11 protein-coding genes and 1 pseudogene are annotated in these 16,246 nt (G+C 66.3%); 6 read left to right on the top strand and 6 right to left on the bottom strand.

All coding sequences use genetic code 11. The features are described from left to right. The first annotated feature begins 120 nt into the window (after positions 1–120). Positions 121–342 (top strand): hypothetical protein, encoded by a 222-nt coding sequence (locus RTN46_RS01735; RefSeq protein ID WP_312178701.1) that lies wholly within the window; start codon positions 121–123, stop codon positions 340–342. A 162-nt stretch (positions 343–504) separates the two neighbouring features. Here RTN46_RS01735 and RTN46_RS01730 read toward each other — a convergent pair whose 3' ends face one another. From RTN46_RS01730 to RTN46_RS01715, 4 genes are all read right to left on the bottom strand, one after another. After that, complete coding sequence (locus tag RTN46_RS01730) at positions 505–1,767, bottom strand: RNA polymerase sigma factor (RefSeq protein WP_312178700.1); 1,263 nt, start codon at positions 1,765–1,767, stop codon at positions 505–507. A gap of 287 nt (positions 1,768–2,054) precedes the next feature. Next, entirely contained in the window at positions 2,055–3,278 is a 1,224-nt protein-coding gene (locus RTN46_RS01725; protein ID WP_312178699.1) for a DUF4192 domain-containing protein, read from the bottom strand. Between the two features lie 98 nt (positions 3,279–3,376). Then, positions 3,377–4,684, bottom strand: coding sequence for an MFS transporter (locus tag RTN46_RS01720; protein ID WP_312178753.1), 1,308 nt, complete (start codon positions 4,682–4,684; stop codon positions 3,377–3,379). Positions 4,685–4,762: 78 nt separating this feature from the next. Then, a complete protein-coding gene (locus tag RTN46_RS01715; protein ID WP_396157162.1) occupies positions 4,763–5,842 on the bottom strand; it encodes a proteasome assembly chaperone family protein in 1,080 nt (359 codons plus the stop codon). A gap of 225 nt (positions 5,843–6,067) precedes the next feature. On the opposite strand from RTN46_RS01715, the gene RTN46_RS01710 reads away from it, so the two are divergent. The 5 genes from RTN46_RS01710 (at position 6,068) to RTN46_RS01690 (ending at position 12,116) form a co-directional block, all read left to right on the top strand. Beyond that, on the top strand, positions 6,068–7,594 hold the full coding sequence (locus RTN46_RS01710; RefSeq protein ID WP_312178698.1) for a leucyl aminopeptidase: 1,527 nt from the start codon (positions 6,068–6,070) through the stop codon (positions 7,592–7,594). Positions 7,595–7,788: 194 nt separating this feature from the next. Further along, the gene (gene lpdA, locus RTN46_RS01705; RefSeq protein ID WP_312178697.1) at positions 7,789–9,171 is read left to right on the top strand and encodes a dihydrolipoyl dehydrogenase; all 1,383 of its coding nucleotides are present in this window, start codon (positions 7,789–7,791) and stop codon (positions 9,169–9,171) included. Positions 9,172–9,295: 124 nt separating this feature from the next. Then, positions 9,296–11,020: a 2-oxoglutarate dehydrogenase, E2 component, dihydrolipoamide succinyltransferase gene (gene sucB / locus RTN46_RS01700; protein ID WP_312178696.1), complete on the top strand. Its 1,725-nt coding sequence runs from the start codon at positions 9,296–9,298 to the stop codon at positions 11,018–11,020. Between the two features lie 143 nt (positions 11,021–11,163). After that, positions 11,164–11,511 (top strand): hypothetical protein, encoded by a 348-nt coding sequence (locus RTN46_RS01695; RefSeq protein WP_312178695.1) that lies wholly within the window; start codon positions 11,164–11,166, stop codon positions 11,509–11,511. 176 nt (positions 11,512–11,687) lie between these two features. After that, entirely contained in the window at positions 11,688–12,116 is a 429-nt protein-coding gene (locus tag RTN46_RS01690; protein ID WP_312178694.1) for an OsmC family protein, read from the top strand. Positions 12,117–12,250: 134 nt separating this feature from the next. On the opposite strand, the gene RTN46_RS01685 is transcribed toward RTN46_RS01690, so the two are convergent. Further along, entirely contained in the window at positions 12,251–15,790 is a 3,540-nt protein-coding gene (locus RTN46_RS01685) for a S41 family peptidase (protein ID WP_312178693.1), read from the bottom strand. 9 nt (positions 15,791–15,799) lie between these two features. After that, positions 15,800–16,246: pseudogene (locus tag RTN46_RS01680) on the bottom strand (hypothetical protein); the annotation flags it as partial.

Raw genomic sequence — 16,246 nt, 5'->3', positions numbered from 1 at the left:
CGGGGATGCGGCATACCGGGGTCCGTTTTGCTACGCGCAGAGCGAAAGACGCGGCCAGTCGGAAAGGCTCGACGCATAAAGATGGTTATATGAAGTATCAACACCCTTAAGGAGGCACTCATGACAGCAGCAGTTGCTACACGTCATCTCAACACGCTGGACCGCTGTGACCGCTGCGGTGCACAGGCTTATGTTCGGGCAGTGCTCGAATCCTCCGGTGGGGAACTGCTTTTCTGCGCTCATCACGCCCGGGCAGTGGAGGCCAATCTTCGGCCGCTGACGTCCGAATGGCAGGATGAAAGTGCACGCCTGCACCAGAAGGCCGGTTCTCCGGAGGACTAATCCCGGACCAACGGTCGACGACTTGGCGAAGGCCCCTCCTGCTGGAGGGGCCTTCGTTTTGCCGTTCTCGTTCTTTACCGGAAGTACGACCTCTACCGGAAATACGCAAAGGGTCCCGCGGCATGTGCCGCGGGACCCTTTGTGCTGGTGCTGATGTCCGGCTTAGTCCAGGTAGTCGCGCAGGACCTGCGAACGCGAGGGGTGGCGCAGCTTGGACATCGTCTTGGATTCGATCTGGCGGATCCGTTCACGGGTCACGCCGTAGACCTTGCCGATCTCGTCGAGGGTCTTGGGCTGACCGTCGGTGAGGCCGAAACGCATGGCCACCACGCCGGCTTCACGCTCGGAGAGCGTGTCCAGCACAGAGTGGAGCTGTTCCTGCAGAAGGGTGAAGCTCACGGCGTCAGCAGGCACCACGGCTTCGGAGTCCTCGATCAGATCGCCGAATTCCGAGTCGCCATCCTCGCCAAGCGGGGTATGCAGCGAAATCGGCTCGCGGCCGTATTTCTGGACCTCCACGACCTTCTCCGGGGTCATGTCCAGTTCCAGGGCCAGCTCTTCGGGAGCGGGTTCGCGACCCAGGTCCTGCAGCATCTGGCGCTGTACGCGGGCCAGCTTGTTGATGACCTCAACCATGTGGACCGGGATACGAATCGTTCGGGCCTGGTCGGCCATGGCACGGGTGATGGCCTGACGGATCCACCAGGTGGCGTAGGTGGAGAACTTGAAGCCCTTGGTGTAGTCGAACTTCTCGACGGCACGGATCAGGCCCAGGTTGCCCTCCTGGATGAGGTCCAGGAACAGCATGCCGCGACCGGTGTAGCGCTTGGCCAGGGAGACCACCAGCCGCAGGTTGGCTTCGAGCAGGTGGTTCTTGGCGCGCTTGCCGTCGTGGATGATCTGCTGCAGGTCGCGCTTCAGCTTGGGATCCATGTCAGGGTCCGCGGCGATCTTCTCTTCGGCGAAGAGGCCTGCCTCGATGCGCAGGGCCAGGTCCACTTCCTGCTCGGCGTTCAGCAGGGCAACCTTGCCGATCTGCTTCAGGTAGTCCTTGACGGGGTCGGCCGTGGCTCCGGCGGACACGACCTGCTGGGCAGGGGCGTCATCGTCGTCAGCGTCAGAGTAAACGAATCCGGACCCGGTGGGTGCAGCCTCGGGGGCGTCGCCCTCGGCCGTTTCCGCATCCCCGTCCGCGGGCTCGACGTCCGCGTCTTCGGGGCGGGTGTCGGTGTCCTCGGCCTGCTTCGCCTTCTTGGCGGCCGCGGTTTTGGCGGCAGCGGTCTTCGCCGGGGCCTTCCGGGTGGCTGGCTTGCGGGCGGGTTTGGCGGCCGTCTTGGCGCCGGCGGCTGCGGCCGCCTCGGCAACCTCGGGTGCGGCAGTCACAGTGTCAGTCTCTTTGACAGCAGTTGTCTTTCTCGCGGACACAGAAAACCTTTCAATACGGCGGGCTGCGGCGCCACCATGGGGGCAACACCACTATGACCCTGTCAAGTCCGTGCTAAAACCAAATGGTCGGTGCGCGGAGTGTTTTCTATGAAAACGCACCGCGCCCGGTTCCTTATTCCCTCCGTTTGTCAACGGAAAGTGTGGAACGACACTTGATACACGAACCCAACCGGGTCTCGGTTCCCATTGTCGCATGTTTTCAAGCAACCACCAGCACCCGGGACCTGCTGGGGCGCCTGCTCCCGGGGCAGGGAACAGGCCCGCGGCTACGCCACTCCCCCACGCCGCCAAGCAGTCCGCGGGGACTGCGACCACCCGGGCAGTTCCCCACGCTCCAGAAGCGCCCGAAGCAGCTGCGCCAACCGGTAATCCGGCTGGATCTCCAGGGCTTCCCCGAGGCACAGATCCGCCCGGGAACTGCGTCCACGCGCCCATTCGAGCCACCCGAGCAGCGTCAGCAGGGCTGCGGCCGGTTCGCCTGATGCCGTTCCCAGCAGTGAGGTGAACGCACTGTGAGCACGGTCCATGCAGTCCCAGTCGGGTGCTTCATTACTGCGGCCGATCAGCACGGAACGGAAAAGCCGTCCGGCCTCCGTGGCGCCGGCGGCCTCAGCTGCGGGGCCCCCGGCAGCGGGGTCAACAAGTCCGAGCCAATAGCGCGAGCCGGCAACGGCCGCCGGCAGGCCCAGGGCGGCCAGCACCAGGACGGTATCCCGGACAGGCTTGGATTCCAGGCTCGCGAGCAGCAGTCCGTCGCGCCGGGAAGTGCGGTGTCCCTTGAAACACTGGTCCCAGGCCTCGAGTGTCCGGGCGAACTGCCGCCCCTGGGTCCACCTTCCCTCGAAGCGCCGCCGGCAGGCCTCCTCGCTTCTGGCCGTCGCTGAATCGGGCAAACCGGTGCCGGGAGGACGTCCGCCGGGCAGCCCGACCGCTGCCTGCAGCGACTGCGCGTAGGCGCTCCCACGGAAGACCAGTTCAGCGTTCAGCCTGCTCCCGGCAACCTGATCCAGGGGGAATCCCGGCCACGGGCAGCACTCCTGCGACTCGCAGAAGTAGTCCCTCCAGTGCTCCTTCCCGGACAACCAGCCGTCGCGAAGTTCGAGGCCGTGTCCCGCCAGGTCCTCCCGCAGGCGGTCGACCATCCCGTGGTAAGGCGGGGGCTCACCAACCCTCCAGGGCTGTTGGGTGTAGACCACCATCAGGACTGAGTCGGCTTCCGGATCTCCGCCCAGGAGACTGCAGATCCGGGCACGGTAGGCGGCAGCTGAACGGCCCGCTCCGGCCGGTAAGCCTGAGGGGTCCGTGATCTCCGGGAGATCCAGGCGCAGCGTCGCCCCAAGCCGGCGGCCTCGGAGGGCGATCAGCACCAGAGACTCCTCGGGGACGAAGCCGAGACAATGGGGCACGAACGCCAAGATGTCCGGCGGTGATCCTACGCTCAGTGCTGCCTGTTCTGCCGCCGGGATGCCGGTGCCGTGGGATTCATTCATGCTTCCAGCCTGGGCCGGCCGAAAGGCTTCGGGCAGTCCCGGCCACCTGGATGTGGATCCCAGCCGACCGTCGGCCGAAGCACCGCTGTTGTGGAGGACTACTCCCGCGTGCTCGTTTCGGTTCCGGCCCTGCCGGGACCGCGCCGCTCATCCCGGCGGCGCGCCCGTTCGCGTGCCAGGGCTTCGCGGAGCGGGGGCAGGTGCAGCCCTTCGCCGGCCATGCGGGTCCGGACGATTCTGCGGCTGCGCAGGATTCCGGCCACACCCAAGCCCATCACGGCGAACTGCACTGCCAGGGCAATACGGAAGGAGGCGAGGTCATACAGGTCTCCGTTGGAGAACCCGCTGGCGTTGAGTGCGTCCAGAACCAGGCCTATGAGGTACATCGAGACCAGGGACGCCAGGAACCCGCCGATATTCACGATTCCGGTGGCCGTTCCGAGGCGGTGGCTCGGGTTGAAGGTCCGGGCGAAGTCAAAGCCAATCATCGACCCCGGCCCGCCAACCGCGAGCACGGCCACGAGTACGAGGAGCAGCCACAGCGGTGCCGGACCGGGCCAGAGCATTACCGCAAGCCAGGCAGCGGCCATGGCTCCGGCGATCAGCAGGACCATCGTGGAGCGGCGCAGCGGGTGCCGGCCCACCCAGGTCCCCAGCCACGGACCGCAGACGATGGCAACGGTGACGAAGAACGTCATCAGGATGGAGGCGGTGGCCGGAGGGACTTTCTCCGCGCTCACGAGGTACGGGTAGCCCCACATCATCACGAAAACCGTGCCGGGGAACTGGATGGTGAAGTGGGTCCACAGACCCAGCCGGGTGCCCGGCTGCCGCCAGGCCGCGGCAAGCGACGATCCGCTGGCCTGGGTCTCGGTGGTGGCTGGCTGGCCGCCTCCGGGATGGTTGCGGATCAGGGCGGCAGCGAGGACGAATGCCAGCACGGACAGCGCCGCAGCGCTGGCGAACGCCGTGTTCCAGCCGAAGCTGCGCAGCATAAAAGCGAAGGGAATGGCGCTGGCAATCTGGCCGAGCTGCCCCACAATCCCGGTCCACTGCGTCAGCATGGGCACTTTCGCAGCCGGGAACCATGCGGGCAGCAGCCGGAGCACGGAAATAAAGGTCAGTGCGTCACCGGCGCCCACGAGGGACCGGCCGAGGATCCCCGCGCCAACCGAGTCGGCGACGGCCAGCTGGAACTGCCCGGCACACATCAGGGCAGCGCCGCCGGCGATCAGCAGGCGCGGCCCATAGCGGTCCACGAGCATGCCCACAGGGATCTGCAGTCCTGCGTAGACCAGCAGCTGCACGACCGTGAACACCGACAGCACGGACGCGGTGGCGGAGAACCGCTCGGTGGCTTCCACGCCGGCGATGCCGAAGGAGGTGCGCTGAGTTACGGCCACCATGTAGGCGAAAACCCCGGCGCTCCAAACCAGCCAGGCTCCCTTGTGCTTCACGCCGTCCGCCCCGCGGCGCTGCCGTGGTTAAGCGGCTGGGGTTCTCCCCGCTCCCCCGGTTCCGGGTTCGTCATCCCTGCCGGGAACAGTAGGGCCATTCGGTTCAACGGTGTCCTCGTCCTTCGTTTCCTGCTGCGGATCGGGCTCTTCCGCTGAATCCTGGTTGCCCATCCCTTCAAGCAGCGCTTCTGTTTCTTCCTCGGCCTGGGGGCTGGCGAGGTACGCCTCTACCGCGGCGCCAAGCTCCTCGGCGTCGGGAAGTTCATCGTTGTCCTTAACAAGGAGCGAACGGCGGGAGGTGCTGCCGGTGAACTCGTCGTACCGGCTTTCCAGGGTCGCGACGACGCCGCGTACCTCCGCCGACCCTTCGACCTGTTCCGCAATCTGCTTCTCGACCTCCCGGCCGGCTTCGCGAAGCCGGTCGGTGGGCAGCATCAGGTTGGCGGCGGCACCAAGGTATTCAAGCGCCGCCACGGCGGCCGGCGGGAACTCGGCGTCGGACAGGTAGTGCGGCACGTGGACCACATGGCCTACGACGTCGACCCCCGCTTCGATGAGCCGGAGTTCAAGCAGGTGCCCGACGGCGCCCTGGATCTGGGCGGTCGGCTTCCAGGAGCTGATGCCGTCAATCAGGTCCGGCCGGTTGCCGTGGGCGGTGACGCCGATCGGCCGGGTGTGCGGCACGGGCATGGGCACGGAGTGCACCCACGCGACCAGGGACACTTCGAGGGTTGTCACCAGCCGCAGCACAGCGGCCGTGAACCGCTCCCATTGGAAGTCGGGTTCGAAACCGGTGAGGAACAGGAAAGGTTCACCGAGTCCGTCATGGAAGCGGTGCAGTTCGATCCTCGGTGCTTCGTACCCGGCGAAGTGGTCTTCCACGAAAGTCAGCTGCGGGCGGCGGGCGCGGTAGTCGATGAGCTGGTCGGCGTCGAAGGTCGCCACGAGCTCGTGCTCGAGGTTATCGAAAAGTTCATCGCGGACCTGCGTCACTACATGGCCGGCCTCCCCGAAACCTGTGAAGCCAGCGATCAGCCGCAGGCCGCGCAGGTCAGCGGAGCCGGCCAGTTCCGGGTTCAGGTTAAACAGGGTCAGCGGATCAAGCATGGTCTTACCTTCCTGCAACTCGTCCCGTTTGGTCGGCGGTCGGCACTGTCGAACAAGCGCGGTGTTGTCAATCCCTTACTCAAGGGTAAACGTCGGCGGAGGCCGGATTCATTCCGGGCATGCGAGCGGCGGCGGTGTTACGGTCCGCGGAGAGACTACGATCGGTAAAAGAAGAGCTAGATGCACAGAATTGCCAACACACCAAAGACGTGAGGATGAAGCTTCGTGAGCAAAGCCAGTGAGCCGGACCTGCAGGTAATTTCCCGGGATGCGCGCAAGGTGCAAGCGCAGGCCCTGGTGGTGGGAGTCGGGCAAAGCCCGGATGGCCCCGTGCTCGTTGACAGTCCGCTTTCGCAGAAGGCGTCTTCCGCCCTCGCCGGTTCGTTTGCCCTGCTTGGAGTCACCGGCGCGCCCGACCAGGTAGTCCGGCTTCCCGGCCTGCCCGAGCTCGATGCCGAAATGCTGGTCCTCGCCGGCCTCGGCCCGGTCTCCGCGGGTGAATCCCTGAGCGCCGAGGCCCTCCGCCGGGCCGCGGGCTCTGCGGTCCGCCAGCTGGCCGGGACCGGAAGCGTGGCCCTGGCACTCCCGTCCACCTCCGTCGAGGATGCCGCGGCCGTCGCCGAAGGCGCCCTGTTTGGCGCCTACAGCTTCACCGAACACCGCAGCACGCACGCTTCCAAGATCCCGGCAAAGGTCTCCTCGATCACCGTGATCAGCGCGGCAGCCGGTGATGCTGCTGTGAAGCCCGCCCTTGAGCGCGCCCGCATCCTGGGCCGGGCCGTCAACGCCACCCGTTCGCTGGTGAACCAGCCCCCGAGCCATCTCTACCCCGAGACCTTTGCAACGGCAGTCCGCGAAGCTGCCCGGACCCTGCCGGTGAAGGTGACCGTATGGGATGAGAAGAAGCTCGAACGGGAGGGCTTCGGCGGAATCCTCGGTGTCGGCAAGGGCTCGGCGCGTCCGCCGCGCCTGGTGAAGGTCGAATACTCCCCCGCCCGCCCAAAGGCGAAGCTGGCCCTGGTCGGCAAGGGCATCACGTTCGATTCCGGCGGCATCTCGCTGAAGCCGGCCGCGGGCATGCAGGCCATGAAGTCGGACATGGGCGGTGCCGCCGTTGTCCTGAACGCCGTACTGGCCATTGCCGAGCTGGGCCTGCCGGTCAAGGTGACCTCCTGGCTCTGCCTGGCCGAGAACATGCCCTCGGGAACGGCCCAGCGGCCCTCCGATGTCCTGACCACCTACGGCGGCCGCACCGTCGAGGTGCTGAACACCGATGCCGAAGGCCGGCTGGTCCTGGCTGACGGCCTGGTCGCCGCGAGCGAGGAAGAGCCGGACGTGCTGATCGACGTCGCGACCCTCACCGGCGCCCAGATGGTCGCACTGGGTAACCGCGTGTCTGCCGTCATGGGCGAGGACGGTGTCCGCGATGCCGTGAAGGCCGCCGCGGACCGGGCCGGTGAATTGTTCTGGCCGATGCCGCTGCCCGAGGAGCTGCGCGCCAGCCTGGAATCGCAGACAGCGGACATTGCGAACATCGGTGAACGCTTCGGCGGCATGATGACCGCAGCAGTCTTCCTGCGGGAGTTTGTCGGCGAGGTCGACGGCGTGAAGATCCCCTGGGCGCACCTGGACATTGCCGGGCCTGCGTTCAACGAGGCTGCACCCTACGGCTACACGCCGAAGGAGGGCACCGGCGTCGCCGTCCGCACTCTGGTCTCCTACGCCGAAGACGTGGTAACCCGCTCGGTATAGCATCCGTTCCTGTTACCCGTGCAACACAATGGGCAATTGTTGCACGTGTTTCTCCTTACATTCGCCATTCCGAGGCCTTCACTGAGTGGATGCTGGCCAGAGTGGGCGATAGTGTGAGACCTGATCACAACCGCCCAAGTCACTAAACCGACGCGCCCTAAGTGCGTCAACCGATTACGCGAGGGAGCGTCCACGTGGCCGATAAGGCAACTGCGCAAGAATTCGACATCCTGATCCTTGGAGGGGGCAGCGGCGGTTACGCCGCAGCACTCCGTTCCGTGGAACTTGGTTTCTCCGTTGGGCTCATCGAGAAGGGGAAGCTCGGCGGCACCTGCCTGCACAACGGCTGCATCCCGACCAAGGCCCTGCTGCACTCGGCCGAGATCGCCGAGAACGCCAAGACGGCAGAGAAGTACGGAATCAAGGCCACGTTCGACTCCGTGGACATGAACGCAGTGAACTCCTACAAGGACAACATCATTGCCGGCAAGTTCCGCGGACTGCAGGGACTGATCAAGTCCAAGGGCGTCACCGTGATCGAGGGTGAAGGCCGCCTCACCAGCGAGAAGACCATCGAGGTGAACGGCGAGACCTACACGGGTTCGAACATCATCCTCGCCACCGGCTCCTACTCCCGCTCCCTGCCCGGCCTGGAAATCGGCGGCCGCGTGCTGACCTCCGACCAGGCACTGAACCTGGACTACGTGCCCAAGAGCGCCATCATCCTCGGCGGCGGCGTGATCGGCGTCGAGTTCGCTTCGGTCTGGAACTCCTTCGGCGTTGACGTGACCATCATCGAGGGCCTGCCCTCGCTGGTCCCCAACGAGGACGCCGCGATCATCAAGAACCTGGAGCGTGCCTACAAGAAGCGCGGCATCAAGTTCAACACCGGCACCTTCTTCGACAAGGTGGAGCAGAACAACGACGGCGTCAAGGTCACCCTTGTGGACGGCAAGACGTTCGAAGCCGACCTGCTGCTCGTGGCAGTCGGCCGCGGCCCCGTGACCGCCAACCTTGGCTACGAGGAAGCCGGCCTGACCATGGACCGCGGCTTCGTCATCACCAACGAACGCCTCCACACCGGCGTCGGCAACGTCTACGCCGTCGGCGACATCGTCCCCGGCCTGCAGCTGGCCCACCGCGGTTTCCAGCAGGGCATCTTCGTTGCCGAGGAAATCGCCGGCCTGAAGCCCGTCGTCGTCGAAGACGTCAACATCCCCAAGGTCACCTACTGCGAACCGGAAATCGCTTCCGTAGGCCTGACCGAAGCAAAGGCCAAGGAAAAGCTCGGCGCCGAGAACGTCCAGGTCCAGGAGTACAACCTGGCCGGCAACGGCAAGACCTCGATCCTCGGCAGCTCCGGTCTGATCAAGATGGTGCGGGAGAAGGACGGCCCCATCATCGGCGTCCACATGATCGGCGGCCGCATCGGCGAGCAGATCGGCGAAGCGCAGCTGATCGTGAACTGGGAGGCGTACCCGGAGGATCTTGCCGGCCTGCTGCACGCCCACCCCACCCAGAATGAAGCGCTCGGCGAGGCGGCCATGGCCCTCGCCGGCAAGCCGCTGCACGGCTAAGCGGAGACCAGCGAATATTCCCTGGTGCACCCGGCGGCATCGCAGCCGGGTGCACTAGGCTTCAAACCAACCAGCACCAGCGGTACGGCTGGTCAAAGAACAAACAAGGAGAAACGGGGACAATATGTCTGAAACCGTGAACTTACCCGCCCTTGGTGAGAGCGTCACCGAAGGCACCGTTACCCGCTGGCTGAAGCAGGTAGGCGATACCGTCGCCGTCGACGAGCCCCTGCTCGAAGTTTCCACTGACAAGGTAGACACCGAGATCCCCTCGCCCGTTGCGGGCGTCATCGAGGAAATCCTCGTGGCTGAGGACGAGACTGCAGAAGTCGGCGCGGCACTCGTGCGCATCGGCGACGGCTCCGGCGCATCCGCTGAGTCTTCTGAAGCCCCGGAAGCGGCAAAGGAAGCTCCCGCCGAAGAGGCGGCCCCGGCACAGGCCGAGGAAGCTCCCGCCGAAGAGCCCGCTCCGGCCCAGGAAGCAAGCTCCTCCGACGCCGGTTCAGACTCCGGCGACAGCACCGATGTCACCTTGCCTGCACTGGGCGAAAGCGTCACCGAAGGTACCGTCACGCGCTGGCTGAAGGCTGTTGGCGACGATGTAGCCGTCGACGAACCGCTCCTTGAGGTCTCCACCGACAAGGTCGATACCGAGATCCCGTCGCCGGTTGCCGGCAAGCTGCTTGAAATCCGCGTGAACGAAGACGACACCGCAGAAGTTGGCGCCGTCCTGGCCGTCATCGGCTCCGGTGCCGCCGCTCCCGCCAAGGCTGAGCCGAAGGAAGCCGAGCCGGTTGCCGCTGCGCCGTCGACCGAACGCAACGAACCCGTTGCCGCGCCGAAGGAAGCGCCGAAGGAGGAGGCTCCCAAGCAGGAGGCCCCCAAGCAGGCAGCTCCGAAGGAAGAAGCCCCCGCTTCCGAGGGCACGTACGTCACTCCCCTGGTTCGCAAGCTGGCCAACGAGCACGGCGTTGACCTCTCCACAGTCAAGGGAAGCGGTGTCGCAGGCCGCATCCGCAAGCAGGATGTCCTGGCCGCTGCCGAGTCGAAGAAGGCCGAAGCACCGGCTGCTCCTGCTTCGTCCGGCAAGGCCGCACCGGCCAAGATCAGCGAAGAGAGTGCTAAGCTGCGCGGCACCACGGTCAAGGCTCCGCGGATCCGGCAGACCATTGCCCGCCGCATGGTCGAGTCCCTGGACACGTCCGCCCAGCTGACGCAGGTCCACGAAGTGGACATGACCCGCATTGCTGCCCTGCGCCAGCAGGCCAAGGCCGGATTCAAGGCACAGAACGGCGCCAACCTGACCTTCCTGCCATTCATCGCCAAGGCTGTTGTCGAGGCGCTGAAGCAGCACCCGGTACTCAACGCGGCCTACGACTCCGAAAAGCAGGAGATCACCTACCACGACGCCGAGCACCTGGCGATTGCGGTGGATACCGACAAGGGCCTGCTGGTTCCGGTCATCAACGACGCCGGTGACCTGAACATCGCCGGCCTGGCCAAGCGCATCGCCGACGTCGGGGCCCGTACCCGCAGCAACAAGATCGGCCCGGATGAGCTTTCCGGCGGAACGTTCACCATCACCAACATCGGCAGTGTCGGAGCGCTCTTCGATACCCCGATCATCAACCAGCCCCAGGTCGGCATCCTGGGCACGGGCGCAATCGTCAAGCGTCCGGTGGTCCGCACCGATGAGGACGGCAATGACACCATTGCCATCCGCTCGATGATGTACCTCTCGCTCACGTACGACCACCGCCTGGTGGACGGCGCCGACGCCGGCCGGTTCCTGCAGACCCTGCGGGCACGGCTGGAAGAAGGCAGCTTCGAGGCCGATCTGGGCCTCTAAGCCAGCGGCCGGCGGCGGGTGTCTCCCTAACGGGGGCACCCGCCGTCGTCGTTAAGCCGACGGGATGCACCTGTTCTACCCGTTGTAGAATAGTTACCCCCGAAAATTACACTCCCCTGACAGAGTGTCGGTAAGATCGAAGCATGGACTTCCTTCACAACTTCCTTGTTTTCCTCCACATCCTTGGTGCCGCCATGATCGTTGGTATCTGGATCGCCAGGATCAAGAACCCGACCGTTATGCCCGGCCAGTTCCACGCTTCGCTGCTGCAGCTGATCACCGGCCTGGCGCTGGTGGGCATGGGCGAGATGGCCGATTACGACATGAACCACCTTAAGATCGGCGTCAAGCTGCTCATCACCCTGGTCATCGCCGTCCTGGCCTTCATCGGCCAGCGCAAGTACAAGAAGGACGAGCCCGTTTCCCGCACCCTGGCGAACAGCGTCGGCATCCTGGCCGTCGTGAACATCGCCGTGGCGACCATGTGGTAACTGCCGCTTCTCCGGCGGTCCAGCGGTAAGCCCAGTTCCTCCCCTTCCGGATCCGGAAGGGGAGGAACTTTTTTTATGTCCCCTGCCGGGGTCTGGCCCCCACCGACATGAACTGCAAGGATGGGCGGCAGCGCCGGGAACACCGGCCCTGGCCCATCCCGTCATAAGGAGCTTCCATGGCTACTGTCCGCTCAGCCCACACCGTCTGGCACGGCGATCTGTTCAACGGTGAGGGTCAAGTCACCCTCGATTCGTCGAAGCTGGGCACCTACGACGTCACCTGGAAAGCACGGGCAGAGGACGCCGGCGGACGGACCAGTCCGGAAGAACTGATCGCTGCTGCGCACTCGGCCTGCTTTTCGATGGCCTTCAGCCTTGCCCTGGCGGAAGCCGGCAAGACTGCCGAACGCATCCAGACCTCAGCGGAAGTGACGTTTGTGCCCGGTACCGGGATTACGGGCAGCCATCTGCGGGTCTCCGCGGTGGTTCCAGGCCTCACGGCCGAAGAGTTCACCGACATCGCCGAGTCCGCCAAGACCGACTGCCCCGTCTCCCAGGCGCTGACCGGCATCAAGATCACCATGGACGCTTCGCTGGAGGCCTAGGCGCCCCTTCTGTGCCCAAGTAACGCCGGGGGTATCCAGCCAGCCATCCGGTTCGCGCCGGTAACGAAAGAGGACCCCTTCCCGACGGAGTAGCTCCACCGGGAAGGGGTCCTCTTTGCTGCACGGAAGACCGGTCAGGACTTCGCTGCGGTGTCCTGCGGACGCGGGGGAAGCGGCGCGGGGCGCAGGCTGGGGTAGCCTTCCCGGGCCGGCGGCTGGTCGGTGGGGATTTCGGAGAGCATCTCCTTGAGAATCCCCACCCCGTGTTCGAGCTGCGGGTCCTCCCCGGCCGCGTAGGCGTGGGGTGGGTACGGAACTTCGATGTCCGGCTCCACGCCGCGGTTTTCGACGCCGAAGCCGATGCCGCCGGTGAACCAGTACGCGTACCGCGGCTGTGTGACTCCGGTGCCGTCCGCCAGTGCGAACCGGCCGTCGATGCCGACGACGCCGCCCCAGGTCCGGGTGCCGATGACCGGGCCGATGCCGCGCAGCTTGGCGACCTGGGTGACGATGTCGCCGTCGGATCCCGCGAATTCATCCGCCAGGATCACCACGGGACCGCGTGGGGACTGCGCCGGGTAGGTGCCCGGCTGCTCGCCGCGAGGCAGGCTCCATGCGGTGACCTTGCGGCCGATCAGCTCGGCCACCAGCTGGGACGTATGCCCGCCGCGGTTGTGCCGGACATCGATGATCAGGGCATCCTTCGCCGCTTCACTGTCCAGGTCCCGGTGCAGCTGGGCCCAGCCGCTGGCGACCATATCCGGAATGTGCAGGTAGCCGAAAGTACCGTCCGAAGCGCTGCGGACCGCCCTGCGGTTGCCGTTGACCCAGTTCTGGTAGCGCAGCCGTTCCTCGCTTCGCAGCGGCACGACGGCGATCCGGCGCTGCTGCGGGGCGGCACCCTCCTCCGGGCGGACAACGGTTAGCTCGACAACACGTCCGGCAGCACCCACCAGAAGAGCGGCCGGTCCCTTATCCGCGGGAACCGGCAGCCCATCCACGGCAGCAATGACGTCTCCGGGGCGGACATCGGCTCCCGGCGCACTAAGCGGTGAGATGGCCTGGGGATCCGAGGACTCCGGGTCCAGGATCCGCACTACTTCCCAGCCCCCGGGGCTGGACCGCAGGTCAGCGCCCAGGAAGCCCTGGGCTCCGGCGCCTTGTTCGGCGACGCCAGCCGGCGTCACGTACGCGTGGGAGGTGCCAAGTTCACCGTGCAGTTCCCACAGCAGGTCAACCAGGTCATCATGGGAGCCAAGGTTTTCAACCAGCGGCCGGTAGCGGGCGTGCACCCCGTCCCAGTCGAGGCCACCCATGTCAGGAGTCCAGAAGAAGTCCCGCTGCAGCCGCCAGGCTTCGTCGAAAGCCTGTCCCCAGACCTTGGCCGGTTCCAGGAGCACCCGGATGCGGGCAAGGTCCACGGTGATGCTCTCCGCCGAGTCCTCGTCGGCACGTGCAGCCGCGGGAACTGCCCGCAGGCGGTGCTCGTGCCGCAGCAGCACAGTGCTGCCGTCACCGCTGAGCTCGTAGTCCTCCAGCGCCGGGACCAGCACTGAGACATCCTTTTTCCCAAGGTCGAAGCGTTCCAGCCGTTTGCTCGGGGCCCGGTCGCCGGAGGTGGCTCGGCCGTCGCCGGTCACGCCGAAGACATCCTCGGCGAGCCACAGCAGGGCGCCGTCGGCTGCGCGCAGCTTTGAATAGCGTCCCTGCGGAACGGGTACGGCGATGATGCGCTCGGCCAAACGATCCAGGTCGACGCTCACCTCGGGTGCATCGCCGCTGCCTTCATCGGTGTCGTCCGCTTCGGCGCCGTCCTCCGGCTGCGGCGGCTCGACGGCGTGGGCAGCCGGCCCGAACGGCGAAGGGGTCGACGCCGCCAGCGCCACCATAAAGGGCTTGGTGGAGGTGGGGAAGCCGAGGTCGAAGCCATGCGTGTCATAGACCGGATCGAAGCTGCGTTCCGACAGGAATGCCAGGAAGCGGCCATCCGGGGTGAAGGAAGGACTGTGGTCGTGGAACCGGCCGTCAGTCATTTCCTGGATCGCCGGCGCGGAACCCGTGGTTTCCCGCAGCCGGATCCGGGCACGGGCACCCTCGCCGACCACGCGTTCAGCCCAGGCCAGCCAGCGGGAGTCCGGGCTGAACGCGAGATCGTCGACGGCGCCGTGTCCCTCGTCGGCAACGAGGGAGAGTGCCTTCGCTTCAACGTCGAGCAGGTAGACCTGGCCTTTTTCGGTGGCCACGGCCACCAGTTTCCCGTCCGGGCTGGGAAGCAGCTCGGCGGTGCGGGTCGGAGAATCGAAGGCGATCCTGACCATGCCGGTTTCCGCGGCCGTGTCCTGTGATGCCAGGACGGATTCGGAGACTCCGGCGCCGCTGACCGGAGAAAGGGCCGCGTCGATCGTTCCGGTCTTTGCGGCCGTTCCGGGGGCTGCCGCTGCTGCCGGGGGCACGGCGGGTGCGCGGTTTCCCGACGCCGAGACCGGCTTGGGCAGCTCGGGCTGTCCGGACCGCTCGGGCTGCTCCGGTGCGGCGGCCGGGACCGGAGGCGCCGCGGGGGCCGGGGCTTGGTTGCCGGCCGGCAGGGAGGCGAAGACGTCCTTGATAAACAGTGCTTCTTCGTTGCCCGGATCCGCGACGAAGACGGCACGGCCGCCGGGCAGCGGACGGCCGAGGCGCGCCCGCACCCCCGCGGTCGCTTCGATGACCCGGGAGGGGCCGTCCTTGTGCGTGAGCCAGTGGAGCGTTCCGTGGCTTTCGACGACACTGGACTTTCCCGCCGATTCCGGCATGGCTGCATTCAGGTACCGGGCAGCGTTCAGGGGGCGGGGGCGGCGTCCGGTGCCCGCGGAGCCGAGGCTGATATCGATTCTGACCGGATCCGAGTCCAGGTCCGCCATGAGCCAGAGTTTCCCGGCCGATTCGAAAACGATGCGGGTTCCGTCGCTGGAAGGATGCCGCACATAGAAATCCGAGAAATCGGTATGGCGGCGCAGGTCGGTGCCCTGGGGCGTCACCGAATAGATGTTCCCGTAACCTTCGTGGTCGGAGAAGAACGCGATTCTGCCCTGGACCCACATCGGATACGCCAGGTTGCCGTCAAGTTCAGGCACCAGGCGGGTGAACTCACCGTTGCCGTCGGCGTCGATCCAGAGCTTCCCGGCCGTTCCGCCGCGGTAACGCTTCCAGCGGGCCGGTTCCCGACTCAGGACCGAACCGATGACCAGCGGGCGTTCGTCGCCCAGCGCCGGGCCTTCGGCGAGCGTGTCCAGCGGACCGTAGGGCAGGCGGACCGGCGAAGAACCATCCAGGGGCACCTCATACGCCCACCGGAGCCGGAAATCCTCAAACTCAAAGGGGCTGGTGGCGATGATCTTCCCGGACGGGCTGAAGCCGCGCACGCGCGTGGTCTGGTTGCCCCAGAACGTGAGCTGGCGGAAATCCCCGCCCTCCGTGTCAGCGGTAACCACTTCCGGAGCGCCGCCCTGGACAACCGTCCAGGCAAGCCGTGACCCGTCAGGCGAGAAAACCGGGTTCCGGGCGGGCAGCTGCAGGGAGGAAACACGCCAGGCCCTGCCGCCGGAAAGCGGCGCAACCCAGACGTCGTCTTCGGCCACAAACGCAACGCGGTCGCCGTGGAGGTCGGGATAGCGGAGGTAAGGAGTTGAACTCATACCCTGATCCTATCTTTGTGCCCTCCCGCCCCGCTCAAGCCCCGCCGCTGCCGGAAGTACCCTTGCGATCCGCCATCCCTCGCTGGTTCGGACCACTTCGAGGATGAGTTCCTGCCGCCCGGCAGCACCTGACGCAGCCGCCGGGGTCCCGTCCGCCCGAATCTGGGCAAAGGCGGAACTCTCCGCGGTGACGGCCACCTGCTCCCCCGCCACCTGGTCCCCGGGCTCCGGGCCAGGGACGGGGCCAGCGCCGGGGCCAAGCCGCTGCGCCCGGACTACCTCCACGCTCAGCCCCGACAGCCGCTCTCCCTGTCGGTGCAGCAGTTCCACCTGGGCAAGATCTGCCGCGGCAGCGGCGGAATCCGGCCGGTTCACCCAGGCGAGCAGCTCCGGATCCCCGGCGGCATAGGCGCGGGCGCGCAGAGCGGACAGCACCCGTACGGCCGCCACGGGGTC

Origin of the sequence: Arthrobacter sp., assembly GCF_031988865.1 — a bacterium.
Taxonomy (GTDB): domain Bacteria; phylum Actinomycetota; class Actinomycetes; order Actinomycetales; family Micrococcaceae; genus Arthrobacter_B.
This window is presented reverse-complemented; position numbering and strand designations above follow the sequence as displayed.

Excerpts from the sequence above, each read along its gene's own strand:
- RTN46_RS01735 (WP_312178701.1), top strand. The coding sequence starts at position 121 with ATGACAGCAGCAGTTGCTACACGTCATCTCAACACGCTGGACCGCTGT.
- RTN46_RS01720 (WP_312178753.1), bottom strand. The coding sequence starts at position 4,684 with ATGGTGGCCGTAACTCAGCGCACCTCCTTCGGCATCGCCGGCGTGGAA.
- RTN46_RS01725 (WP_312178699.1), bottom strand. The coding sequence starts at position 3,278 with ATGAATGAATCCCACGGCACCGGCATCCCGGCGGCAGAACAGGCAGCA.
- RTN46_RS01690 (WP_312178694.1), top strand. The coding sequence starts at position 11,688 with ATGGCTACTGTCCGCTCAGCCCACACCGTCTGGCACGGCGATCTGTTC.
- RTN46_RS01685 (WP_312178693.1), bottom strand. The coding sequence starts at position 15,790 with ATGAGTTCAACTCCTTACCTCCGCTATCCCGACCTCCACGGCGACCGC.
- sucB (WP_312178696.1), top strand. The coding sequence starts at position 9,296 with ATGTCTGAAACCGTGAACTTACCCGCCCTTGGTGAGAGCGTCACCGAA.
- RTN46_RS01695 (WP_312178695.1), top strand. The coding sequence starts at position 11,164 with ATGGACTTCCTTCACAACTTCCTTGTTTTCCTCCACATCCTTGGTGCC.
- RTN46_RS01715 (WP_396157162.1), bottom strand. The coding sequence starts at position 5,842 with ATGCTTGATCCGCTGACCCTGTTTAACCTGAACCCGGAACTGGCCGGC.